Raw genomic sequence first — 26,353 nt, 5'->3', positions numbered from 1 at the left:
AATTTTGTAGAAAAGGAGCAGAAATGTTAGCAAAAAGGGTGAGTCAGTTCACCCTTTTTGTGATAGTGAAGATATTTGCGACGCGGTGGTGGTGCATCTATAGAATTACTAGAAGGTAAAGTGTTGCCAGGCTTGGCTGCATTGACAGATAAATAATAAGAAAAGAGCTTTCGAGCTCTTTTTTGCTGCTCAAAACTAATTGGCAGTTCTTCATAATGGGATTTGCAGATTTAGCTAAATGGCTACTGCCAGCAAAAGATTGTTTTTTTATACTCAATAAAATTCAATACCTAGAAATTTTTACAGGATGGCAATTGTTCTTATTTGAGTTCTCTAACTTGCTTTCTGCACTAGTGATGATAGAATTGTAACTAATTCTACCATCAGGAGCTGCAACAAGACTTTGGCCCAGCAAAAAGGAATGGAACTCAGAAATGAGGTCGCTTCCCGCCCCTTCACTACATGAGGAATGCAAAAAATAAAATCAGATATTGATTTTAACGGAGTATTAAAAGTAATGCAGGAGCGATTTTGCTGGAGATAGCTAGTATTCACAATAGCTTGATTATTATTTTACTGTCCCTTTTCGCTGAAAAACATGTTACAATTAAAGTATGAAAAAATATCATTTTAATCCCCAAAAATTTACCTTAGGTATGAGGACGTTTAAGTCAGGTTTAGCTGTTTTTTTAGTGCTCCTGCTTTTTGGCGTATTTGGCTGGAAAGGCCTTCAAATTGGTGCTTTGACGGCTGTTTTTAGTTTGCGTGAGGACTTTGATAAAAGTGTCCATTTTGGGACGTCGCGCATAGTCGGCAATAGTATCGGAGGTGTTTACTCGCTCGTATTTTTTTTCATCAATAGTCTGTTTCACTATCAATATTGGGTCACAGTTGTTTTTGTTCCCATATTTACCATGCTGACTATTATGACTAATGTTGCCATGAACAATAAAACAGGGATTATCGGCGGTGTTTCAGCCTTGCTTATTATTACCTTGTCCATTCCCAAGGATGAAACAATTCTTTATATTTTTGCTAGGATTTTCGAAACTTTCATGGGTGTTTTCATTGCCATCACTGTTAATTCGGACATCGATAAGATACGAAAATGGTTTAAGAAAGAAAAAGTTTGATGTTTATGTTAGAAAATATAACATATAGGCTTGACAGCCATAAATTTTCAGAATATAATAGACAATGAAAGGAGGAAATCATGAAAGAAAAAGAACTTCGGCGATCAATGGCAGTCTTTCCTATCGGGACTGTAATGAAATTAACGGATTTAACTGCTCGTCAGATTCGTTATTATGAGGACCAAGGATTGCTGACTCCGGATCGCAGTTCTGGAAATCGACGTCTGTACTCGCTGAATGATATGGATGTTTTACTGGAAATCAAGGACTTCTTGGATGAAGGATTAAATATCGCAGCTATCAAGAGAGAGTATGCTGATCGCAAAGATCGTGCCTTGAAAAAGCAAAAGGCTTTGACAGATGCGGATGTTCGACGAATCTTGCATGACGAACTCCGAAATCAGGGCCGTTTTTCGAGTCCGACACAACATCTTGGCGGTTTACGTATATAAGTGCGTAACGTGAAATCTAATTTTTAAAAGGAGGCCATTATGGCAATCACAGCAGCAGACATTCGTCGCGAAGTTAAGGAGAAAAATGTTACTTTCCTCCGTTTAATGTTTACAGACATCTTGGGAATCATGAAAAACGTCGAAATCCCAGCTACTGAGGAACAACTAGATAAAGTACTTGCAAATAAAGCGATGTTTGACGGCTCTTCAATTGAAGGCTTTGTACGTATTAATGAATCAGATATGTATCTTTATCCTGATCTTAATACTTGGACTGTTTTCCCTTGGGGAGATGAAAACGGAGCCGTTGCTGGTTTAATCTGTGATATTTATACAGCAGAAGGGGAACCCTTTGCCGGTGATCCGCGCGGTAATTTGAAAAAAGCTTTGCGTCATATGGAAAATCTTGGATATCAATCCTTTAACCTTGGCCCAGAGCCCGAGTTTTTCCTTTTCAAAATGGATGAATTTGGCAATCCGACTACTGAAGTAAATGATAAAGGCGGATACTTTGACTTAGCTCCTACGGACCTTGCGGATAACACACGCCGTGAGATTGTTAATGTCCTGACTAAAATGGGATTTGAAGTCGAAGCCAGCCATCACGAAGTAGCTATTGGCCAGCATGAAATTGATTTTAAATATGCTGATGTTTTAACAGCCTGTGATAAAATTCAGCTGTTCAAATTAGTTGTTAAAACAATCGCTCGTAAACATGGCTTGTATGCAACCTTTATGGCTAAGCCTAAATTTGGTATTAACGGTTCAGGAATGCATTGTAACATGTCTTTGTTTAACAACGATGGTAAGAATGCTTTCTTTGATCCAAAAGATCCAAAAGGAATGCAACTGTCTGAAACTGCTTATCAGTTCTTGGGCGGTTTAGTGAGACATGCTTACAGCTACACTGCTATCATGAATCCAACTGTTAACTCATACAAACGTTTGGTTCCTGGTTATGAAGCTCCGGTTTATATCGCTTGGGCAGGACGTAACCGTTCTCCGTTGATTCGTGTACCTGCTTCGCGCGGTGTCAGCACACGTTTGGAACTGCGTTCGGTTGACCCTACAGCTAATCCTTATTTAGCCTTGGCTGTTCTTTTGGAATCTGGACTTGATGGTATTGAAAACAAAATTGAAGCACCGGCACCTGTAGAATCAAATATTTATGTAATGACTGTTGAAGAACGTAAGGCAGCTGGCATTGCGGATCTTCCGTCAACTCTTCACAATGCGCTGAAAGCCTTACAAGAAGATGAAGTGGTTAAAGCTGCTTTGGGTAATCATATTTACACAAGTTTCCTTGAAGCTAAGCGTATTGAATGGTCAAGTTATGCTGCCTTTGTATCACAATGGGAAGTTGACAACTATTTGGATCTTTATTAAAGTAAAAAAACAGCCAGTTGTGGCTGTTTTTTTGTCTACTAAATAATTGAATTTTCAGAATTTTTTTACGATAATTTGTTTTTCTGCATAAATATGTGGTATAATTTAACCGTCTATTCAAAAATTTGAGACTTAGTTGAATGTGGTTAGGAGTAAAGGTATGAGAGAGGTTATTAAAAAGGCACAACAAACAACTCTGTGGGATCCGTCTTTTGAATCGGATGCCTGCGGTATGGGATTTGTTGCTCAGATTGATGGGATTGCTAGCCATCAGTTGATTGATTATGCCTTAACGATGTTAGAGAGAATGAATCATCGCGGCGGTACAGGTGCAGAGCCTGATACAGGAGACGGAGCTGGTGTATTGTTAGCCATGCCAGATGAATTCTTCAGATTAAAAGCTCAAGAGGAAGAAGTTGATTTACCGCCATTAGGAGACTATGCCGTTGCCCAATTGTTTCTTCCCCAAGATAAAGTGGCAAAAACCATTTTAGCAGACAGTCTGATTAGTGAAATCAAAAGATTAGGTTTTCATATATTACTGTCACGTGATGTTCCCTTTAATTATGATAATTGTGGTCCAGCTGCTCAAGAAATTATGCCAAGTTTTGTGCAGCTCTTCATTGAAAAGCCAACTGAAACACAGAGTGGACGCGCATTTGAAGATAGGCTTTTCCGTCTGCGCCGCAAGTTGGAAAAAACGTTTGCTGCAGATGAGCTTTTTATTTGCTCCTTGTCAAGCAAAACAATCGTTTATAAAGGCATGCTGCATGCCTTTCAGGTTCGTCTGTTTTATCCTGATTTGTCAGATGAACGGTTCAAATCACACATTGCCTTAACCCATTCTCGCTTTTCAACAAATACTTTCCCATCTTGGGATCGTGCTCAGCCTTTCCGTTTTTTGGCGCATAACGGGGAAATCAATACGCTTCGCGGGGCTGAAAATTGGATGCACAGCCATCAAATTGAAGTTTATAATGAAGAAAATTCAGACTCTGCTAAGCTGGAAAATTGTTTGGAGTATCTCTACCGTCACGGCCGCGATATTCCGCAAAGCTTGCTGATGATGGTGCCTGAGGCTTGGGGTAGGGAAGCTGGTCTTTCAGAAGAATTAACAGCTTTTTACGAGTATGCTTCTAGTTTTGTTGCTCCTTGGGATGGACCAGCTGCTTTGGTATTTACTGACGGTGAGATGGTCGGGGCTCGTTTGGACCGTAATGGTCTTCGTCCTAGCCGCTATTCCCGTACCAAAGATAACTTTTTGATTTGCTCAAGTGAGTCCGGTGTAGTTGATATAGAACCTAGTCAAGTTGTTGAAAAGGGTGTTCTTGGACCCGGCAATATGATGCTCATTGATACCAAAAGAGGCTTGGTATTGAAAAATGAAGAAGTCAAAGAAACTTATTCTAAACAGCACCCTTACCAAGAGTGGGTAAAAGAAAATATTGCCCTCTTGGATGATTTTGCTGAGCAGGAAGAAATTGCCAATGATTATGATGTTAATCAAATGTGGAAGATTTTTGGCTACACAGATGAAACGATCCGTACGGTTATTCTGCCTATGTCTGAAAAAGGGGAAGAACCTGTTATTTCAATGGGATTTGATAGCCCCTTGGCGGTATTGTCAAAGAAGCCGCAATCTCTCTTCACTTACTTTAAACAGCAATTTGCTCAAGTAACCAATCCTCCTATTGATGCCATTCGTGAGCAGTTAGTGGTTTCAACGACAGTCTTTTTAGGCGGTGATGGGGATATTCGCCAAGATAGTGCTGATAATTGTGTCAAGGTTCAGGTTGACAGTCCTGTACTTTCCAGTCAGGATTTTGCAAAATTAGCCAATCTGACAGATAAGCGTTACAAAGCAACAACTCTATCAACAGTCTATGATTTAGGAGATTCTGATAATAATCGCCTGCAATATGCTTTGGAAGATCTTTTCAAAAAAGCTGACGAAGCGGTCAATCAGGGTAGTAAGATTATCATTTTGTCAGATCGAGGTGTTACTAAAGGGCGCATCGCGATTCCTATTTTGCTGGCAGTTTCTGGTTTGAATAATTATATGGTTGTCAAAGGAAAAGCTAGTCAATTTTCAATTGTTGTTGATACGGCAGAAGCTTTTGAAGTTCATCATTTTGCAACCTTGGTTGGTTTTGGCGCGACAGCTATCCACCCTTATGGTGCTTATGCAACCTTAGAAGCCTTTGATAAGACCAGCGATTCTTTTGAAAAATACCGTAAGGCTGCCGAAAAAGGGATTGTCAAGGTCATGAGCCGTATGGGAATTTCAACGGTACTTGGCTATAAAGGAGCTCAGCTTTTTGAAGCCCTTGGACTTTCCTCTGATGTTGTTAAGCAATATTTTAGGGGAACGGCTACACGTATTGAAGGATTGACTTTAAATCAAATTGAAAAAGAATATTTAGAGCGTGTTGATTTCGCTTTTGGACCAAGAGCCAATGATTTCCTGCCTTCCGGCGGTTCCTATCAGTATAAGACAGATGGTGAGTATCACCTCTTTAATCCGCGGACAATTTATAATTTCCAGCAATCTATTCGCCTCGGGGATTACGGTCTCTTTAAGCAATACTCAACCGAATTGGATAATGAGGCTCTAAAACAGCCGACGACTCTGCGGTCTCTTTGGGAATTTAATTCTAATCGTCCCAAGGTTGATTTATCAGAAGTTGAACCCGCCAAGGAAATTGTTAAACGCTTCAAAGTTGGTGCCATGAGTTTTGGTTCACTTTCTAAGGAAGCACATGAAACAATCGCTGAAGCTATGAATGCTATTGGTGCTAAATCAAATTCTGGTGAGGGCGGTGAAAACCGCAAACGCTTCAAGCCGCAAGCCGATGGCCGCAATATTAATTCTAAAATTAAGCAAGTGGCTTCTGGTCGTTTCGGTGTCAATGCAGAATATCTTATGTCCGCAGAAGAACTGCAAATTAAATTAGCACAGGGTGCTAAGCCTGGTGAAGGCGGACAGCTTCCTGGTCAAAAAGTCTTCCCTTGGGTTGCTGAAATCCGCGGTGCAACGCCCGGTGTTCGCCTGATTTCACCACCACCTCACCATGATATCTACTCTATTGAAGATTTGGCGCAGCTTATTTATGACCTCAAAGCCATCAATCCTTATGCTAAAATTAATGTCAAATTAGTTTCAAGTACAGGTGTTGGTACTATCGCTACAGGTTGTGTTAAAGCTGGTGCTGATAAGGTTGTTATTTCAGGCTATGATGGCGGTACAGGGGCTTCGCCTCGCAATTCTGTTCGTGATGCTGGGCTTCCATGGGAAATGGGCTTGGCTGAAGCGCACCAAACCTTATCCATGAATCGTCTTCGTCAGCGTATGACTTTGGAGACTGATGGAAAGTTGATGACAGGCCGTGATATTGCTATTGCAACATTATTAGGTGCTGAAGAATATTCATTTGCAAGTCTAGCACTGATTTCGATTGGCTGTGTCATGATGCGTGTTTGCTCGCTTAATACCTGTCCTGTCGGTGTGGCGACTCAAAATCCTGAACTCCGTAAACATTTTGCTGGTAAACCTGAACATGTGATTAACATGATGATGTTTATGGCAGAGGAGCTGCGGGAGTATATGGCAGAACTAGGTTTTCGTTCTGTTGATGAGATGGTTGGTCACGCGGAAGTCTTGAAATCAAGATTTGTGGCACAAGGTAAAGCAAAATCTCTTGATTTCTCAAGAGTTATTGGTAATAGTTTCCCAATTGGTCGGAAAAATGAAGATCCTTTTGCTGAAGAACGCCAATGGAAAGAGTTAGATGGTTTTGCTGCGGCAGCAATCGAAAATGAAACCAGCGTTACTGTTGAAAATACTATTAATAATGTTGATCGTTCAGTAGGAAGCCGTATGGCCGGCTGGATGGCAGAGCGCTATGGCAATGACACAGTGAAAGAAGGCCTAATTAAATACCGTTACACCGGTATCGCAGGTCAAAGTTTTGCAAGCTATATTACACAAGGTCTTGAATACACTTTGATTGGTGAAGCCAATGACTACATTGCCAAATCAATGTCAGGCGGCCGTTTAATTGTTAAACCACCGCATGATGCTGCTTATGATGTTGAAAATTCACCAATTGTTGGGAATGTGTCACTCTTTGGTGCGGTCAAGGGAGAAGCTTACTTTGCTGGCCGTGCTGGTGAACGTTTTTGTGTTCGTAATTCAGGTGCCAAGGTTGTTGTTGAGGGTGTCGGAGCTCATGGCTGTGAATATATGACAGGCGGTGTTGCGGTTATTCTTGGAACGACAGGCCGTAATTTTGCTGCTGGCATGAGCGGCGGTGTTGCTTATGTTTATGATATCAATGGCGACTTTGCTGAAAAAGTTAACATGGATATGGTTGACCTCTATAAAGTTGGAGAAACCCGCGGTGATGAAGTCTTAAAAGAAATGGTTGAAAAACATTTTGATTATACAGGCAGCGCCAAAGCTAAACGCCTTTTGGATAAGTGGGATGAAGAAGTGACAAAATTCGTCAAGGTTTACCCAAGTGATTTCCATGAAATTAATGATATTGAACATGCTCTCAGCCAAAAAGGTCTGAGCGGTGATGAACTTGAATTGCATACATTTGAAGTGGCTACTGGCGGAGATGCCACAGCCCAAGAGCGTCAGGCTTTGTTGGCCAGTGTAACAGGAGGAAAATGATATGGCAGACCCATTTGGATTTTTAAAATATAATCGCAAGGACAATCCATATCGTCCTGTTAACGAACGTATTAAAGACTTTAAAGAATTACAAACAACCTTATCCGTTGAAGAACGTCAAAAGCAAGCTGCACGCTGTATGAACTGCGGTATTCCTTTCTGTCATGAAGGAACTTTCTATGGCGGCGGACGTGCCGTTTCAGGTTGTCCCAACGATAATTTGATTCCTGAATGGAATGATCTGGTCTACAAAGGTGACTTCAGACGTGCTTTTGAACGCCTGACTCGTACCAACCCATTACCAGAGATGACAGGCCGTGTTTGTCCAGCTCCTTGTGAAAAGGCCTGTACAGAAGGTTTGAATGGCTCTGGTGTGACTATCCATGATAACGAACGTTTTATTATTGATAATGCCTTTGAAGAAGGCTGGGTAGCTGATTCAGGCCGCCCAGCTGAACGTACAGGCTTTAAAGTGGCAGTCGTTGGGTCAGGGCCTGCTGGTTTGTCGGCAGCTTGGCGTCTCAATCAACTTGGCCACAGCGTAACTGTTTTTGAACGCTCTGATCGTTTTGGCGGTTTACTCATGTATGGTATCCCAAATATGAAGCTGGATAAAAAGGTTGTTCAGCGCCGTATTGATACCATGGCTGAGATTGGTATTAACTTTGTTGCCAATACAGAAATTGGGCGTGACATTACAGCAGAGGAATTATTGGATAAATTTGACCGTGTTATCTTGGCAACAGGTGCCAGTGTACCTCGTGATTTAGAGGTTCCGGGCCGTGATTTAAAGGGTATTCGATTTGCAGTTGATTTCTTAACAGAGACCACAAAGAACCTTTTAGACAGCAAGGCAGAGCAGCTTCCTCGCTCACTTGAAGGAAAACATGTTTTAGTCATTGGTGGTGGTGATACAGGGAATGACTGTATCGGTACTGCTGTTCGCTTGGGGGCTGCTAGTGTTAAGCAATTAGAAATTACACCGCAATTGCCTGAAAAACGTCTGCCAACAAATCCTTGGCCGCAATATCCAATGATTAATCGCACAGGTTATGGACAAGAAGAAGCTAATTTTGTACAGGATAGTGAATTAACGGCCTACACAACTTCTACTGTAGAATTTTTAGGAGAAAATGGTCAGGTAACTGCCGCTAGGACTGTCAAAGTTGGCCCCGGTTTCAAAGTCATTGAAGGTAGTGAAGAAACGATTCAAGCTGATCTTGTACTTCTAGCTATGGGCTTCACAGGAGCTGAAAAATCTCTCTTTGATCAATTCCAAGTAGAATGTGTCTATGATGATTATTCAACTCGCAACGAAAAAGTTTTTGTTGCGGGTGATGCACGCCGCGGTCCTAGCTTGGTTATCTGGGGAATCCGAGAAGGCCGTAAGACAGCTGAAAAGATTGATCAAAACCTTAGGATGATGGTTACGGAATGAGAGTAGGACAGAAATTAATCACTTAAGCATTTGATTTCTCACCGTTTTCTGATGTTAAGGTATTCCGAATGAATAGCTCTGTCAAGCAGACGGTCACATAATAAAAGATTAGGCAAGGGCCTCGCTCCTCTCGAAATGAGGAGCGAGGCCCTTGTGCTTCTCTTATGATAAGGGTGATTGTTGTAAAAATAGATATAGTGGTCAATATCAGCGCTCAACTCTTCAAAGGTCTTGTAGGTTTTGAGCTTGCAGCTCTCTGTCTTAAACTGCCCGAAAAAGGCTCAATCGGTGCAGGATCACTACATTTTCTAAGAAAGCGCTTTACAAAAATTAAAATAGTGCTACAATAAAGGTGTATCGCAAACGTTTGCGAATGGAGTTTCCATTATTTTTGTAGAGGAAATCAGAATAGTCGGGAAATTTTTATTTCTTTTGGCTCTCTTTTCTAAATGTCCTGGGGCTCTTACCGAAATATTTCTTAAAGGTTTTACTGAAGGCGAGTGGATCTGTAAAGCCCACAGAATTGGAGATTTCAGTAATGCTTAAGTCTGGATTTTCTAGTAAAGTTTTGCTTCTATCCATTTTAATATGAAGAATATAATCTTTGATAGAGATATTAGTATTATCTTTAAAAATTTTGTAAAGATAACTTCTGCTAAGGTTTAATTTTTTGGCAATATCATTGACTCTAAGAGGCGAGCCATACTGAGAATGAATCATCTTTTTAGCCTGTTTAATATAAGTTTTTGTTAATTGGTTATCCTCAGAGTTTGTTTTGGGAAATTCTTCAATAAGGGCAGCTAGAAGTTTATAGAGTTCGCCAATCATTGATAATTCCCCTATATCTGTCAAAGGTTGATCAGAAAACTGTATAATTTTTTTCATCTGTAAAAGTATCTTTGACATAAAACTTGAATGAGCATAGAAATTTTCCCAAAGGCTTGATTTTTTAAGAATACTTTCTGCCTGAGAACCACTGAACCCTACCCAGATGTAATGCCAGGGTATTTGTGAATCTGCCTGATAAAAAGTGGTCATATCTTTGGGTAAAATAAAAATATCACCTGCTCTTAATTTAACTGTTTGGTCATTTATGGTAAATTGTCCTCTTCCTTCAAGGATAAAGTGAATGACGTAATTATCTCGAATTGCAGGACCGAAAGAGTAGCCTTTGTCGCATTTTTCTGAACCATAATGGTCAATACTCAGGTCAAAATTATTAATATCAAATTCATTATAGGTATTTAAAATATTCATATCATAACTCCTTATAGGAAACATTTTACCATATTTTAGAAACAAACACCTATTTTTAAAAGCGCTTACAAAATATATAATAAAAGAAATAAGAAAGGAGAGTTAAATGACTATTGTTATAAAAGATAACCTTTTTTACATACATACCAAAAAGTCATCGCTGATTATTGAAGAGCGAAATGGCGACTTACTGTTAAAACATTTAGGCAGAAAAGTTGAGAGCTATCACTTTTCAAATACAGTCTTTGAAAAGGATCACGCCTTCTCAGGAAATCCAGCAGCAGCTAATAGGAACTATAGTTATGATACACAAAGACAGGTATTTGGTGTACATGGCTTTGGTGATTTTAGAACACCTTCTTTAATTCTTCAGCATGATAATAATGATTTGACGCAATTTAAATTTAAAAAGGCTAAGATCATTAAGGGAATTGTTAAGGCGCAGGGCTTGCCCAATCCGCATACAGAAGAAACTGCTGAAACTCTAGCCCTTATTCTGGAAGATGATTTGGCAAAGCTGCGCATGATTATTTATTATACTGCTTATGATGATAGCAGTACCTTATCAACTTTTATCAGATTTGAAAATTTATCTGATCAGCCAGTTGTCCTGCATCGGGCTTTGTCAGCCATGTTTGATTTGCCCGCCAGTAATTATGATGTGCTGACTTTGCAAGGGGCTTATGCCCGAGAAAAAACTGTTCGCCGCCATCGGCTTGAACAGGGCTTTTTTAAAGTGAGTTCCAATCGGGGAGCTTCGGGTCATGCTCAAACTCCTTCTCTTATTTTAACAGAGCATGACAGTAATGAATCTTATGGAGAGGCTCTTGCTTTACAGTTAATTTATAGTGGAAATTTTCAAGCCTTTATTCAGAAAAATCAACTAAATGAAGTTCGGTTGGGCATAGGATTAAATGATGACAATTTTTCATGGGAACTGCGAGCAGGTGAGTGTTTTGAGACACCTGTAGCCTTAATAACTTATGCGAGTGAAGGGCTGACAGACTTGACACAGGAAAGCCAAGAATTTATTAAGGATCATATTATTCCGAAAAATTTTGCCGCCCAAGAACGTCCCATTCTCATTAATAATTGGGAAGCAACCTACTTTGATTTTAATCGGAGCAAATTGCTGAAGTTGGCAGATGAAGCCAGCAATTTGGGCATTGAATTATTTGTGCTTGATGATGGCTGGTTTGGCAATCGTTTTGATGATAATAGAGCACTCGGTGATTGGTTTGTTAATGAAGAAAAACTAGGCGGTTCCCTTAAAGATTTTATTAAGGAAATTCATGCTAAAGGTCTGAAATTTGGTCTTTGGTTTGAACCGGAGATGGTATCAATTGACAGCGAACTTTATAGGCTTCACCCAGATTGGGCTATTCAGACAGACAAGCGAGAACATACCTATTCGCGCAATCAATTGGTCTTGAATTTAGCCAATCCTGATGTTGTTGCATATGTTAAAACTGTTATTGACGATATTCTGACAGAAAATGAGATTGATTATGTTAAATGGGATTACAACCGCAATATAACTAATATCGGCAATGGTAAAACTTACTTAGAAACCCAGATGCAGTCCCATGCTTATATGCTCGGTTTATATGATATTGTTTCCTACTTAACGGAAAAACATCACAGGATTTTATTTGAATCCTGTTCGGGCGGGGGCGGCCGTAATGATTTGGGGATGATGCGGTATTTTCCTCAAGTATGGTCCAGCGATAATACAGATGCCATTGCAAGATTGCCTATACAGTATGGTTCCTCCTATCTTTACCCAGTTATCTCCATGGGAGCTCATGTATCGGCAGTCCCTAACCATCAGATGGGCCGTAAAACACCTCTTGAAACAAGAGGTCATGTCGCAATGATGGGAAATCTAGGCTATGAGCTGGATTTAACAGACCTGTCAGAAAAAGAAAGGAGGATTATTGCTGATCAAGTTGCTCATTATAAAAAGATAAGGTCTGTTGTGCAATTTGGCGCACTTTATCGCTTAATCAACCCTGACGCTCACTCAAACGAAGTAGCCGTGCAGTACAAGTATGACAATCAGGTGCTTGTGACTTATGTACGTCTTTTATCGACGATTGAAGAGATGGAGACAACTCTGAAATTAAAAGATCTGGATGAGGAGGCAAGTTATATTCTAAAGGAAACTGGGCAGGAGTTTTCCGGTGCGGAATTAATGTATGCTGGTTTAACGGTTGATATGCCTCAGGGTGATTATTTGAGTAAACAATACTATTTTATTAAAAAGTAAAAGGAGACATTTATGAAATGGTATAAAAAGATTGGTTTATTAGGTGCTGTTGGTTTGGTAAGTGTCACACTGGCTGCATGTGGTAAAGGTCGGACATCGCAATCAAAGGATGGTAAAGTTACGATTGAATATTTTAACCAGAAGAAAGAAATGGATGCTACTTTAAAAGAAATCATTAAAGATTTTGAAAAAGAAAATCCTAAAATCCATGTTAAGATGACCAGTGTTCCAGATGCTGGTACAGTCTTGAAGACACGCGTCTTGGCAGGAGATGTGCCTGATGTCATTAATATTTATCCTCAAAATATGGACTTTCAAGAATGGGCAAAAGCAGGTTATTTTTATGATATGACTGGTAAAGCATATCTTAATAATTTAAAAAATCACTATGCCAATGAATATAAGATTAACAAAAAAGTTTATAGCGTTCCTTTGACAGCTAATGTTTCAGGGATTTATTATAATAAAACGAAATTTAAAGAACTGGGCTTAAAGGTTCCTGAAACTTGGGATGAGTTCGTTAAATTGGTAGAACAAATCAAGGCGAAGAAAGAAACACCATTTGCTCTAGCAGGAACAGAAGGCTGGACCTTAAACGGTTACCATCAGTTATCCTTGATTTCAATTACTGGCAGTGCAGATGCTGCCAATAAATACCTTCGTTTTTCACAACCAAATTCGATTAAGACTAGTGATAAAGTGCTTAAAGAAGACATGACACGTCTTAATCTTTTAGCCGATGAGGGCAACCAGCAAAAAAACTGGAAAGGTGCTTCCTATAATGATGCCCTTGTGGCCTTTGCTAATGAAAAAGCTCTCATGACACCAAATGGTTCCTGGGCATTGCCAGCTATTAAACAGCAAGATCCAAAATTTGAAATTGGCACCTTTGCTTTTCCGAGTAAAAAGTCTGGAGATGGAATAACTGTTGGAGCTGGAGATTTAGCCCTATCAATTTCCGCTAAAACAAAGCACCCTAAAGAGGCTGAAAAATTTATTAAATATATGACAACTGCTAAAGCTATGCAAAAATATTATGATGTTGATGGTTCACCAGTAGCAGTTAAGGGGGTTAAGGAAGACAAGAATTCACCTTTGCAGCCCCTGAATAAATTAGCCTTTACCGATAAGCATTATGTATGGTTAGGTCAGCATTGGAATAGTGAAGATGATTTCTTCACGACGACGACAAACTATCTAATGACAAAAAATGGTAAGGGGCTGGCCGACGGTCTTAACGCTTTCTTTAATCCAATGAAAGCAGATGTTGATTAGGAGGAATAAGGAATGACTATCAGAAAATTTTTAAACAAATACTGGGGTTGGGCATTTTTAATTGTTCCCCTTATCTTACAAGCTGTATTCTTTTATTTCCCTATGATTCAAGGAGCTTTCTACAGCTTTACCAATTGGACTGGTCTGACCTATAATTTTGATTTTGTTGGTATCAATAATTATAAGATTTTGATGACTGATGGGAAATTTATGAAAGCTATTGGCTTTACTTTAATTTTGACTCTGGCCTTGATTGTTGGTGAAATTGTCCTTGGCATCATTATCGCGCGTGCTCTCAATGCTAAAATAAAAGGAAAAACTTTTTTCAGAGCCTGGTTCTTCTTCCCAGCTGTTTTATCTGGCTTAACTGTATCTTTGATTTTTAAGCAAGTTTTTAATTATGGCCTCCCAGCAATCGGCAGTGCTTTGGGACTTAAATTTTTAGAAACAAGTATGTTGGGAACAGCGAACGGGGCTGTTATTGCTTCAATTTTCGTTCTTTTGTGGCAAGGTGTCGCCATGCCTATCATTCTTTTTCTCTCAGGTCTTCAAAGTATTCCATCAGAAATTGTCGAAGCAGCAGCAATTGATGGTGCTGACAGCAGACAGACTTTTTGGTCAATCGAGCTGCCTTATTTACTTCCAAGTATTTCCATGGTGTTCATCATGGCTTTGAAAGCGGGTTTAACAGCCTTTGACCAAATCTTTGCTTTAACAGGTGGTGGTCCAAATAATTCAACAACATCACTAGGTCTTTTGGTCTACAACTATGCCTTTAAGAGCAATCAGTACGGCTATGCCAATGCTATCGCTTTGATTCTGTTTATTATCATTGGAATTGTTTCTGTACTGCAGATTAAACTCTCTAAGAAATTTGAAGTTTAAAGGAGATTAGTGTTATGAAAAAAGACGAAAAATTGAATTATTTTTGGAAATATGTTCTTTTGGCTGCAGGCGGTATTTTAATTCTAATTCCCCTTTTGGTCACTGTCTTTAGTTCTTTTAAGAAAACTAAGGATATTATGAATCATTTCTTTGCTTTTCCAAATCCCATTACTTTGGATAACTATAAACGTTTGTTAGCTGATGGTGTTGGAGGATATTTTTGGAATTCAACGGTTATCACCATCTTATCAGTTCTAGTGGTTATGCTCTTTATTCCTGCAGCAGCTTATTCCATTGCCCGTAATATGTCTAAAAGACGTGCCTTTAATATCATGTACAGTCTTTTGATTTTAGGAATTTTCGTCCCCTTCCAAGTTATTATGATTCCTATTACGGTTATGATGAGCAAATTAGGGCTAGCTAATATGTGGGGCTTAATTATTCTCTATTTGACTTATGCTATTCCGCAGACCCTCTTTCTTTATGTTGGTTATATTAAATTAAGTGTTCCTGACAGTTTAGATGAAGCTGCCGAGATTGATGGTGCGGATAAATTTACAACTTATCGTAAAATTATTTTTCCTATGTTAAAACCAATGCATGCAACAACCTTGATTATTAATGCGCTTTGGTTCTGGAATGACTTTATGCTGCCTTTGTTGATTCTTAATAAGGATTCAAGTATGTGGACGCTCCCGCTTTTCCAATATAATTACAGCGGGCAATACTTTAATGACTATGGCCCAAGTTTTGCCTCTTACATCGTAGGAATCATTACCATTACGATTGTCTACCTCATTTTCCAAAAACATATCATTGCTGGTATGAGTAATGGAGCGGTGAAATAAGGATACAGAGGGCCTATAGCGGGCACAGTGAAAATAGGGAGGTGACGCGGTGTCACTCAGACACAAGGAGGCTCCTCTTTTTCACCAAGCCCGTAGCCCGAGTTCAACTTAACTTGCTATATTTGATGGTTGCTAAAGCACCTCATCAAATAAGGCTAACCGCAATGGCGGATTAGCTAGCCCCCTTACTAGCTCGAAAACAAAATATTATCGATTTTGTTTTCTCACGTCGTAAGATTTAAAGCTTATAGCGGGCACAGTGAAAGTAGAAATTTAGACGAAGAACACGAGCGTTCTAGGAAGAATTATTATTTTGCCAAGTTCATAGGTCGTCTTCAACTGTGTCTGGGTATTTACAAGGCTATAAATCATCGAAAATAAAACAAAGGAATCATTATGGGAATTCAGAATAAAACAATGTTAATCACTTACTCGGACAGTCTGGGTAAGAACTTAAAAGAATTGCAAGACAATCTGGAGCGCTACTTCGGTACTGCTGTCGGCGGTGTGCATCTGCTGCCCTTCTTTCCTTCAACCGGCGATCGCGGCTTTGCACCGGTTGATTATGATGAGGTTGATCCTGCCTTCGGTGACTGGAGTGACGTGAAAAAGCTGGGTGAGAAGTATTACCTCATGTTTGATTTTATGATCAATCATCTGTCCCGTCAGTCAAAATACTACAAGGATTATCAGGAAAAACATGAGGCCAGTGCTTATAAGGACTTGTTTCTCAACTGGGATAAGTTCTGGCCTGACATGCGTCCGACACAGGCCGACGTGGATTTGATTTACAAGCGTAAAGACCGTGCCCCCAAACAAGAGATTCAATTTGCGGATGGCTCTGTTGAGCATCTTTGGAATACTTTTGGGGAAGAACAAATTGACCTGGATGTGACCAAAGAAGTGACGATGGCCTTTATTAAGCAGACCATTGAGCATTTGGCTGCTAATGGCTGCGATCTCATCCGTCTGGATGCTTTCGCTTATGCGGTTAAGAAATTGGATACTAACGATTTCTTTGTGGAGCCAGAGATTTGGGATTTGTTAGCTAAAGTGCGTGATATTGCAGCTCAATCTGGGGTAGACATCTTGCCAGAAATTCATGAACATTATACCATCCAGTTTAAGATTGCCGATCACGATTATTTTGTTTATGACTTTGCTCTGCCTATGGTGACACTCTACAGCCTCTATTCAGGCAAGGCTGACCGTCTGGCCAAATGGCTCAAAATGAGTCCTATGAAGCAGTTTACAACGCTGGATACGCATGATGGGATTGGTGTGGTGGATGTCAAGGATATTTTAACGGACGAGGAAATTGCCTATACCTCAGACCAGCTCTATAAAGTTGGTGCCAATGTCAATCGCAAATATTCAACAGCTGAATACAATAATTTGGATATCTATCAAATCAATTCAACTTACTATTCAGCCCTTGGCGATGACGACAGAAAATACTTTATCGCCCGTCTGATACAAGCCTTTGCACCAGGAATTCCTCAAGTTTATTATGTGGGATTTTTAGCGGGCAAAAATGACCTTGACTTACTGGAGAGCACTAAAGAGGGACGTAATATCAATCGCCACTATTATACCAAGGAGGAAATCGCTCAGGAAGTGGAGCGTCCTATTGTCAAGGCTCTTTTAAAACTCTTTACTTACCGCAATCAGTCAGAAGCCTTTGATTTAGATGGCGGTATTGAAGTGGAGACGCCAGATGAGGCAACCATTATCATTAAACGTCACAATAAAGCTGGCAGTCACGTCGCACAAGCAGAGATTAATCTTAAAGACCTCACTTACAGTGTGACCGAAAATCATCAAACAGTAACCTTTGAATAATTTAGGAGAGAGACTATGGTTGAATTAAATTTAAATCACATTTACAAAAAGTATCCCAACAGCAGTCATTATTCGGTTGAAGATTTTGACTTGGACATCAAGGACAAGGAATTCATCGTCTTTGTCGGTCCTTCAGGATGCGGAAAATCAACAACCCTTCGCATGGTGGCTGGTTTGGAAGACATCACCAAGGGGGAGTTAAAGATTGATGGTGAGGTGGTCAATGACAAGGCTCCTAAGGACCGTGACATTGCCATGGTTTTTCAAAACTATGCCCTCTATCCGCACATGAGTGTCTATGACAACATGGCCTTTGGGCTCAAACTCCGCAAATATTCTAAGGACGCTATTGATGAGCGGGTGAAGGAAGCTGCGCAGATTCTCGGGTTAACAGAGTTTCTTGAGCGTAAACCAGCCGATCTTTCTGGCGGTCAGCGCCAGCGGGTAGCCATGGGACGGGCTATTGTGCGGGATGCCAAGGTCTTTCTGATGGATGAGCCGCTCTCAAACCTCGATGCCAAGCTACGGGTATCCATGCGGGCAGAGATTGCTAAGATTCACCGTCGTATCGGTGCTACAACCATCTATGTGACCCATGACCAGACCGAAGCCATGACCTTGGCTGACCGTATTGTCATCATGTCTTCTACCAAAAATGAAGACGGCTCAGGTACTATTGGCCGCGTAGAGCAGGTAGGAACGCCGCAGGAATTGTATAACCAGCCGGCCAATAAATTTGTGGCAGGTTTCATTGGCAGTCCGGCCATGAACTTCTTTGAGGTGACGATTGAGAATGGATATCTGGTTAATAATGCTGGTCTTCATATAGCGGTGACAGAGGGTCAGCTCAAGCTGCTTGAAGCCAAAGGTTATAAGAATAAGAAGGTTATTTTCGGCATTCGTCCGGAGGACATCTCGAGCAGTCTCTTGGTTCAGGAAACTTATCCAGATGCTAGCCTTGATGCAGAGGTAGTGGTTTCTGAACTACTGGGTTCTGAAACCATGCTTTACCTCAAATTGGGTCAGACCGAATTTGCAGCACGTGTTGATGCCAGGGATTTCCATGAACCAGGAGAAAAAGTCTCCCTCACTTTTAATGTGGCTAAGGGCCATTTCTTTGATGCAGAGACAGAAGTAGCCATTCGGTGAAAATAAAATTTTCTGATTATTGAGCAGGAAATCACTTGATACTAATGATAAATAAAGGTGGTGATAAGATGCAAAAACATTGGTGGCATAAGGCAACTATTTATCAAATTTATCCTAAATCTTTTATGGATGCAAATGGTGACGGGGTTGGTGACCTTAAAGGAATTACGAGTAAGCTTGATTATCTGCAAAAACTAGGAATTACAGCTATTTGGCTTTCTCCGGTTTATGACAGTCCTATGGATGACAATGGCTACGATATTGCAGACTATGAAGCTATTGCTGATATTTTTGGCAGTATGGCAGATATGGATGAATTGCTGGCGCAAGCCAAAAAATGCGGCATTAAAATTATCATGGATTTGGTGGTTAATCACACCTCAGATGAACATGCTTGGTTTATAGAAGCGCGTGACAATCCTGATAGTCCAGAACGTGATTTTTACATTTGGCGGGATCAGCCAAATGATTTGGAATCTATTTTCAGTGGTTCCGCTTGGCAGTATGATGATAAGTCTGGTCAATATTATTTGCATTTCTTTAGTAAAAAGCAACCAGATCTCAACTGGGAAAATAAAGCCTTGCGTCAGAAGATTTATGATATGATGAATTTCTGGATTGATAAAGGAATTGGTGGTTTTCGCATGGATGTTATTGATATGATTGGAAAAATTCCTGATCAGCATATTGTCAATAATGGTCCAAAACTGCATGATTATCTTAAGGAAATGAATGCTGCTAGTTTTGGTCAGCATGATCTGCTGACGGTTGGGGAAACTTGGGGAGCGACACCTGAAATTGCTAAACAATACTCAAATCCAGATCATCATGAACTCTCCATGGTCTTCCAATTTGAACACATTGGTCTTCAGCATAAACCTAATGCTCCTAAATGGGATTATGAAAAAGAATTGAATGTTCCAGCTCTTAAAGCTATTTTTAGCAAGTGGCAGACGGAGTTAGAATTAGGACAAGGCTGGAATTCACTTTTTTGGAATAATCATGATCTGCCGCGGGTGCTTTCTATTTGGGGCGATACAGGAAAATATCGTGAGAAATCAGCCAAAGCATTAGCTATTCTTCTACATCTCATGCGTGGTACGCCTTACATTTACCAAGGTGAAGAAATCGGTATGACCAACTATCCCTTTAAAGATTTGACGGAAGTAGATGATATTGAGTCCCTTAATTATGCTAAAGAAGCTCTTCAAAAAGGCAGAACTGAAGCAGAAGTTATGGATAGTATCCGCATGATTGGCCGTGATAATGCCAGAACACCTATGCAATGGGATGCTTCACAAAATGCAGGCTTTTCCAAAGCAAATGAAACGTGGTTAGCAGTTAATCCAAATTATAAAAAAATCAATGTCGAAACAGCTTTAGAAAACCCGAATTCAATCTTTTATACTTATCAAAAACTAGTGCAGCTTCGCAAGGAGAAGGCTTGGTTAGTTGATGCTGATTTTGAATTACTTGATACAGCAGACAAGGTCTTTACCTATTTGCGGCAGACCGCCGAAGAAGCCTATCTTATTGTTGTCAATCTTTCCGATCAAGAACAGGTTTTCGAGACATCTGCCACCTATCAAGAAACGCTTATCAGCAATACAAATGAAAGCGCGGCTCTTGTTAATCACAAACTGCAGCCTTGGGATGCCTTTTGTATCAAAGTTCGATAGCTTATAATTAAAAAGGAAACGATTAAAGCAAGTCGTCTCCTTTTTAGTTTTACATGATGTCACAGCACATCAATTTTTTCTTATACTCATACTCTCCGAAAATCAAAATTATCCGTTGTCAACTTGCCTTGATGAACTCCAGTTCTATCGTCGGCTTCGTTTCCTAGGCTACTTTTGATTTTCATTGAGTATCAATTACAATTGTTCTTGTCCTATAAAAATCTACATGACACCTCTGGTGTCTCAGGTTATAAGCTGCTGTCTCTTAGTGTCAGTTGGGTTGCTAATCTGGTCATGCTTGGAATGACATCAAGGTTAAGGAGCTGTCTGTTGAGGACATCGACAGCAGTACGTCCCATTTCTTCGGTAAAAACAGTAACGCTTGATAGCGTCGGAAAAACTTGCTGTGTCAGCGGAGTATCATTAAAAGAAATCAGACTGACACGGTTTGGGACGCTGATGTTGGCTTCTTGAAGGGCGCGTAGAGCACCTATAGCTAAAGTGTCATTGGCAACGAAGAATGCTTGTGGCAGGTCATCTCCTAACTCTGCGATGGCCCTTTTCATCAGCTCATATCCTGAGGTTGTGGAGAAGGAGCCAATAAAGACATGATTAGGCTTGTAAAGACCATGTTCAGAAGCATAATTTTTATAGGTACGAAAACGCTGATCAATGAGAATTTCTTTTCCATCAGTTGTGTGTTCTTCGCCTGCAATCATCCCGATTTTAGTTAAGCCCTGCTCTAAAAAATAATCCAAGACTTTGATAACAGCATTGTCAAAGTCTGTTGTGACACAAGGATGTCCGGCATTGAGCGTATCGCTGTCAACAAAAACCAGTTTGTCAGATAAGTTTTCCAGCTCTGCAATTTGATGGGTGCTGAACTTGCCAATAGCAATCAAACCGACAATATCTTTAGGCAAGTCTAAGCTCTCGTTGTTGAAGGAACGGACAATATCGTAACCCATTTCCTGAGCCCGTTTTTCAATTCCAAGACGGATTGAATAATAATAAAGGTCATTAAGTTCCTCTTCCTGGCTGTACCATTGCACAATAGCAATCTTTTGCCTAGCTTTAGGAGAATTAGTGGTTTTCAAATGTTTTTGATAAGCAAGATCGTTAGCGATGGTTAAAATACGATGTCTGGTTTCTTGGCTGACAGACAACGTTTTATCCTTGTTTAAAACTCTGGAAACAGTTGCTTGGGACACATTGGCTAGTTTAGCGATATCTTTCAGTGTTGCCATAAAAATTACCTCTCTGCTTTAAGTATAGCACAAACAAAAACTTTAGTAAAATTTTAGTAAAAATATTGACTGGTCTTTGCTGAGGCTGTAAAATGAAAGCAAAGCAATTACAAAGGAGACCCTCATGAAAGTTACAGAATTAAAAGAAGCCTTCACAGCCGTATTTAGCAATGAAGCAGACGCAACCTTTTTCTCACCAGGACGTATCAATTTGATTGGTGAACATACGGACTACAATGGAGGTCATGTGTTCCCAGCGGCTATCACACTTGGAACATACGGTGCAGCTCGCAAACGTGCTGACCAAAAACTTCGTTTTTATTCAGCAAACTTTGCTGATTTAGGCATTATCGAGGTTGACCTTGCTAATCTTGTCTTTGATAAAAAAGACAGCTGGACCAATTATCCAAAAGGAGTTATCAAATTCTTGCAAGAAGCTGGGCATACGATTGCTACTGGTTTTGACCTTTACGTCAATGGGAATATTCCAAACGGTTCAGGCTTGTCATCATCAGCTTCACTAGAGCTTTTAACAGGTATCGTGGCAGAAGAGTTGTTTAATCTTAAATTGGAACGTCTAGATTTAGTAAAAATTGGTAAACAAACGGAAAATGAATTTATCGGCGTTAATTCAGGAATCATGGACCAATTTGCTATTGGTATGGGAGCTGACAAGCAAGCTATTTACCTTGATACCAACACATTAGAATACGACCTTGTGCCGCTTGACTTAGGTGACAATGTCATTGTTATCATGAATACTAACAAACGCCGTGAATTGGCTGATTCAAAATACAATGAACGCCGTGCCGAATGTGAAAAAGCCGTTGAAGAACTCAATCAAGTGCTTGATATCAAGACGCTTGGTGAACTTGATTTGCAAGCCTTTGATGAATACAGTTATCTCATTAAAGATGCTAATCGTCTCAAACGTGCTCGTCACGCTGTTTGGGAAAATCAACGCACTCTTCAAGCTAAAGAAGCTTTGATTGCGGGTGAACTTGAAAAATTTGGTCGTTTGGTCAATGCCTCACATGTATCACTTGAGCATGATTACGAAGTGACTGGTATTGAGCTTGATACCCTTGCTCATACCGCTTGGCGACAAGAAGGTGTCCTTGGAGCTCGTATGACAGGAGCGGGCTTTGGTGGCTGCGGTATTGCCATTGTCGCTAAAGATAAAGTTGATGAATTCACCCAAAATGTTGGCAAGGTTTATACAGAAATCATTGGCTATGCGCCAGCTTTCTACATTGCTGAAATTGCAGCTGGCTCACGTGTCTTGTCTCGAAAATAAGTAAGATTAGAGAAGAAAAATGAAACTTTTAGATACTTTTGTTGCTAAAGTCATTGCAGTTAGCGACTACACAGCAGATGATATGTTTTACTTGCGTAATCGTGTCCTTGCTCTTGTTGGCGAAGAAGGCGCACAGCAAGAAACGAAGCAAACAGAGCTTATTGCTCTCAAAGATGAACTGGTTGATCTAGCCGTGCAAAATGGCAAGGTTGGTGAATTGGCTGAAGAAAAAGAGTGTTTGGGTGCTGAGCTAATGAATTTTATCACGCCTGTCCCAAGTCAGGTGAACCGTGAATTCTGGGATACTTATGCAAAATCTCCCTGGCAAGCTATCTCAGATTTTTACGACCTTAGCAAGCGTAATGACTACATCAAAACAGCAGCCATTGCTAAAAATATTGCCTTTACAACACCATCACAATATGGCGATATTCAAATCACAATCAATTTATCAAAACCTGAAAAAGACCCCAAAGCTATCGCACAAGCTAAACTGGTCAAAGCTTCTTCATATCCAAAATGCCAACTTTGCATGGAAAATGAAGGTTACCAAGGTAGGATTAACCACCCTGCCCGCGCTAACCACCGCATTATCCGTATGAAGTTAGGTGATGAAAAATGGGGCTTCCAGTATTCACCCTATGCTTATTTCAATGAGCACTGCATTTTCCTCGACACCCAGCATGTGCCAATGGTTATTAGCAAGGATACTTTTGCGCAATTATTGGAAATTGTGGATATGTTCCCAGGCTATTTTGCAGGGTCAAATTCTGATTTACCAATTGTTGGTGGGTCTATCTTGACCCACAATCACTACCAAGGTGGCCGTCATGTTTTTCCTATGGAAATAGCAGAGCTAGACCGTGAATTTCACTTCAAAGGCTTTTCTGATGTGACAGCTGGCATTGTCAACTGGCCCATGTCTGTTATTCGTTTGCGTAGCGCTGATAAAAACCGTTTGATTGAACTGGCTGAAAGCATTCGCTTGGCATGGCGTGATTATTCTGATGATAGTGTTGACGTTGTTGCTTATACAGGAGACACACCGCACCACACCGTGACACCAATTGCGCGTAAACGTGATGGAGTCTTTGAACTGGATATTGTTTTGCGTGACAATCACACGACCACTGAATTTCCAGACGGTGTTTATCATCCGCACGCTGATGTGCAGCATATCAAAAAAGAAAATATCGGTCTGATTGAGGTCATGGGCTTAGCTATTTTGCCGCCAAGGCTCAAAAATGAACTGACAGAGGTTGAAAAATACCTCCTGAGCCAGTATAATGAAGTAGCAGACTATCACAAAGATTGGGCGGATGCCATCAAAGCAGACCATCCTGATGTGAGCGAAGCAACTGTTTCAGAAATCGTCAAACTAGCTGTCGGGCAAACCTTTGTTCGTGTTTTAGAAGACGCAGGTGTTTACAAACGTGATGAAAAAGGGCAAGCAGCCTTTATGCGTTTTGTAGATAGCGTGGGGTTAGAATAGGAGAAATACATGTCAATTTTAGTGCTTGGTGGGGCTGGTTACATCGGTTCTCACATGGTTGACCGTTTGGTTGAAAAAGGAGAAGAAAAAGTCGTCGTGGTTGATAGTTTAGTGACAGGACACCGTGCTGCGGTTCACCCTGATGCGACATTTTATCAAGGCGACCTTGCTGACCAAGATTTTATGCGTAAAGTCTTTACAGAAAATCCAGATATTGACGCAGTCATTCACTTTGCGGCTTATTCATTGGTTGCTGAATCAATGGAAAAACCTTTAAAATACTTTGATAATAATACAGCAGGCATGGTCAAATTGCTTGAAGTGATGAATGAATTTGGCGTGAAATACATTGTTTTCTCATCAACAGCAGCAACTTATGGCCTTCCAGATGAAATTCCAATCAAAGAAACAACACCACAACGCCCAATCAATCCCTATGGCGAAAGTAAACTCATGATGGAAACCATCATGAAATGGTCTGACCAAGCTTACGGTATCAAATTTGTACCGCTTCGTTATTTCAATGTTGCTGGTGCAAAACCAGACGGCTCAATCGGTGAAGACCATGGTCCAGAAACACATTTGTTACCAATTATTTTGCAAGTAGCACAAGGTGTGCGTGAAAAAATCATGATTTTTGGGGACGACTATAACACGCCAGATGGCACAAATGTCCGTGATTATGTTCACCCATTTGACCTAGCAGATGCGCATTTGCTTGCAGTTAAATACCTTCGTGAAGGTAATCCGTCAACGGCATTCAATCTTGGTTCTTCAACAGGATTTTCAAATCTTCAAATTCTCGAAGCAGCTCGTAAAGTGACTGGCAAAGAAATTCCTGCAGAACTAGCTGACCGTCGCCTTGGTGACCCAGATACCTTGATTGCATCATCTGAAAAAGCGCGTGAAGTTCTTGGTTGGAAACCACAATTTGACGACATAGAAAAAATCATTGCCTCAGCATGGGCATGGCACTCAAGCCATCCAAATGGGTATAATGACAGGAAGTAATTGGACATTTTTGCTATTAGTCTTTGCAATGAAAACAATAAGAGACCACAGAGAATTTTTGACATTTAATAAGTCTGGGCACATTGTGTCCCAGACTTTTCTTGTTATCAATTAGTAATGGAAAAAGTTCTTTTTCTTAAAAAGTTTGAAATAATTATTCGATATGATGTTATTACTACTAAAAGGAGAAGATAGGAATAGAAGTTATGGAAAATCAGTTTTTTAAAAAAGCAGCCTTTACCGTTGTAGCTACGGCAGCAACAGTTGTTTTAGGAAATAAAATAGCAAATGCAGACACTTATACCCTTCAAGAAGGCGATTCTTTTTTCAGTGTTGCCCAAAAGTACAATATGGATGCCTATGAATTGGCAGCACTTAACGGAAAAGAGATTACCAGTCTTATCTTACCGGGACAGACCTTAACGGTTAACAGTTCTGCAGCGCCTGCAGACACTAGCCAGACGCAAGCACCAGCTGCAGATTCTACAGAAGCAGCACAGGCAGCCGATGGCAACACCTATCCCGTTGGTCAATGTACCTGGGGAGTTAAGGAAGTAGCATCATGGGCCGGTGATTGGTGGGGCAACGGCGGTGACTGGGCTGCCAGCGCAGCAGCGCAGGGTTACAGTGTCGGCAATACTCCTGCAGTCGGTTCCATCATGTGTTGGACAGATGGCGGTTATGGACATGTTGCCTACGTAACAGCTGTTGGTGAAGATGGCAAAATTCAAGTTTTGGAATCAAATTATAAAGATCAGCAGTGGCTTGATAACTACCGCGGCTGGTTTGATCCAAACAACAGCGGTACACCGGGTAATGTCAGCTATATTTATCCTAATAGCTAAATAAGAGGCTGGGGCAAAAAGTCCAGCCTCTTCAATTAGAGTTCGTTGTAAGATCATAAGGCAGTGGTTAGGTGAAACTCTGTCAGTTTTAGCTAACCTAGAGTTTCACCTGCACAGTTCATTAGGTACTTTAGCACCAATGAACCACTGTTGAATGGCAGTTTCGTTCG

At 40.5% G+C, this 26,353-nt stretch carries 18 protein-coding genes and 1 pseudogene; 16 read left to right on the top strand and 3 right to left on the bottom strand.

Going from position 1 to position 26,353, the window contains the following annotated elements:
* Positions 1–614: 614 nt before the first annotated feature.
* From SRA_RS07660 to SRA_RS07640, 5 genes are all read left to right on the top strand, one after another.
* Complete coding sequence (locus SRA_RS07660) at positions 615–1,133, top strand: FUSC family protein (protein ID WP_003089477.1); 519 nt, start codon at positions 615–617, stop codon at positions 1,131–1,133.
* 80 nt (positions 1,134–1,213) lie between these two features.
* Positions 1,214–1,585, top strand: coding sequence for a MerR family transcriptional regulator (locus tag SRA_RS07655; protein WP_003089475.1), 372 nt, complete (start codon positions 1,214–1,216; stop codon positions 1,583–1,585).
* A gap of 39 nt (positions 1,586–1,624) precedes the next feature.
* On the top strand, positions 1,625–2,971 hold the full coding sequence (gene glnA / locus SRA_RS07650) for a type I glutamate--ammonia ligase (protein WP_003089474.1): 1,347 nt from the start codon (positions 1,625–1,627) through the stop codon (positions 2,969–2,971).
* Positions 2,972–3,131: 160 nt separating this feature from the next.
* Positions 3,132–7,649: a glutamate synthase large subunit gene (gene gltB / locus SRA_RS07645; RefSeq protein WP_003089473.1), complete on the top strand. Its 4,518-nt coding sequence runs from the start codon at positions 3,132–3,134 to the stop codon at positions 7,647–7,649.
* Between the two features lies 1 nt (position 7,650).
* Positions 7,651–9,087, top strand: a complete 1,437-nt coding sequence (locus SRA_RS07640) for a glutamate synthase subunit beta (RefSeq protein ID WP_003089472.1) — start codon at positions 7,651–7,653, stop codon at positions 9,085–9,087.
* Between the two features lie 38 nt (positions 9,088–9,125).
* Here SRA_RS07640 and SRA_RS10565 read toward each other — a convergent pair.
* Together SRA_RS10565 and SRA_RS07630 are read right to left on the bottom strand one after the other, a co-directional pair.
* Positions 9,126–9,317 (bottom strand): annotated as a pseudogene (locus tag SRA_RS10565) (hypothetical protein); the annotation flags it as partial.
* Positions 9,318–9,510: 193 nt separating this feature from the next.
* Entirely contained in the window at positions 9,511–10,344 is an 834-nt protein-coding gene (locus tag SRA_RS07630; protein WP_003089469.1) for an AraC family transcriptional regulator, read from the bottom strand.
* Between the two features lie 106 nt (positions 10,345–10,450).
* Between SRA_RS07630 and SRA_RS07625 the strand changes: the two genes are divergently transcribed.
* The 7 genes from SRA_RS07625 (at position 10,451) to dexB (ending at position 20,291) form a co-directional block, all read left to right on the top strand.
* Positions 10,451–12,613 carry an alpha-galactosidase gene (locus tag SRA_RS07625; protein ID WP_003089468.1) on the top strand — a complete coding sequence of 721 codons (2,163 nt, stop codon included), beginning with the start codon at positions 10,451–10,453 and terminating at the stop codon, positions 12,611–12,613.
* A gap of 12 nt (positions 12,614–12,625) precedes the next feature.
* Positions 12,626–13,888, top strand: a complete 1,263-nt coding sequence (locus tag SRA_RS07620) for an extracellular solute-binding protein (protein ID WP_003089467.1) — start codon at positions 12,626–12,628, stop codon at positions 13,886–13,888.
* A 12-nt stretch (positions 13,889–13,900) separates the two neighbouring features.
* On the top strand, positions 13,901–14,773 hold the full coding sequence (locus SRA_RS07615) for a carbohydrate ABC transporter permease (RefSeq protein WP_003089465.1): 873 nt from the start codon (positions 13,901–13,903) through the stop codon (positions 14,771–14,773).
* 14 nt (positions 14,774–14,787) lie between these two features.
* On the top strand, positions 14,788–15,621 hold the full coding sequence (locus SRA_RS07610; protein ID WP_003089462.1) for a carbohydrate ABC transporter permease: 834 nt from the start codon (positions 14,788–14,790) through the stop codon (positions 15,619–15,621).
* Positions 15,622–16,017: 396 nt separating this feature from the next.
* Positions 16,018–17,463, top strand: a complete 1,446-nt coding sequence (gene gtfA / locus SRA_RS07605; protein ID WP_003089460.1) for a sucrose phosphorylase — start codon at positions 16,018–16,020, stop codon at positions 17,461–17,463.
* Between the two features lie 15 nt (positions 17,464–17,478).
* Positions 17,479–18,612, top strand: coding sequence for an ABC transporter ATP-binding protein (locus tag SRA_RS07600; RefSeq protein WP_003089458.1), 1,134 nt, complete (start codon positions 17,479–17,481; stop codon positions 18,610–18,612).
* Positions 18,613–18,680: 68 nt separating this feature from the next.
* Positions 18,681–20,291, top strand: a complete 1,611-nt coding sequence (gene dexB, locus SRA_RS07595; protein ID WP_003090861.1) for a glucan 1,6-alpha-glucosidase DexB — start codon at positions 18,681–18,683, stop codon at positions 20,289–20,291.
* 248 nt (positions 20,292–20,539) lie between these two features.
* Here dexB and SRA_RS07590 read toward each other — a convergent pair whose 3' ends face one another.
* Complete coding sequence (locus SRA_RS07590) at positions 20,540–21,538, bottom strand: LacI family DNA-binding transcriptional regulator (RefSeq protein ID WP_003089454.1); 999 nt, start codon at positions 21,536–21,538, stop codon at positions 20,540–20,542.
* A 124-nt stretch (positions 21,539–21,662) separates the two neighbouring features.
* Between SRA_RS07590 and SRA_RS07585 the strand changes: the two genes are divergently transcribed.
* From SRA_RS07585 to SRA_RS07570, 4 genes are all read left to right on the top strand, one after another.
* Positions 21,663–22,835, top strand: a complete 1,173-nt coding sequence (locus tag SRA_RS07585; RefSeq protein WP_003089449.1) for a galactokinase — start codon at positions 21,663–21,665, stop codon at positions 22,833–22,835.
* Between the two features lie 19 nt (positions 22,836–22,854).
* Positions 22,855–24,327, top strand: a complete 1,473-nt coding sequence (galT, locus tag SRA_RS07580; RefSeq protein ID WP_003089447.1) for a UDP-glucose--hexose-1-phosphate uridylyltransferase — start codon at positions 22,855–22,857, stop codon at positions 24,325–24,327.
* A 9-nt stretch (positions 24,328–24,336) separates the two neighbouring features.
* A complete protein-coding gene (gene galE / locus SRA_RS07575) occupies positions 24,337–25,338 on the top strand; it encodes a UDP-glucose 4-epimerase GalE (protein WP_003089445.1) in 1,002 nt (333 codons plus the stop codon).
* Between the two features lie 206 nt (positions 25,339–25,544).
* On the top strand, positions 25,545–26,183 hold the full coding sequence (locus SRA_RS07570; RefSeq protein ID WP_003089443.1) for a COG3942 and LysM peptidoglycan-binding domain-containing protein: 639 nt from the start codon (positions 25,545–25,547) through the stop codon (positions 26,181–26,183).
* The last annotated feature ends 170 nt before the right edge of the window (positions 26,184–26,353 follow it).

Source organism: Streptococcus ratti FA-1 = DSM 20564 (assembly GCF_000286075.1).
Lineage (GTDB): Bacteria > Bacillota > Bacilli > Lactobacillales > Streptococcaceae > Streptococcus > Streptococcus ratti.
This window is presented reverse-complemented; position numbering and strand designations above follow the sequence as displayed.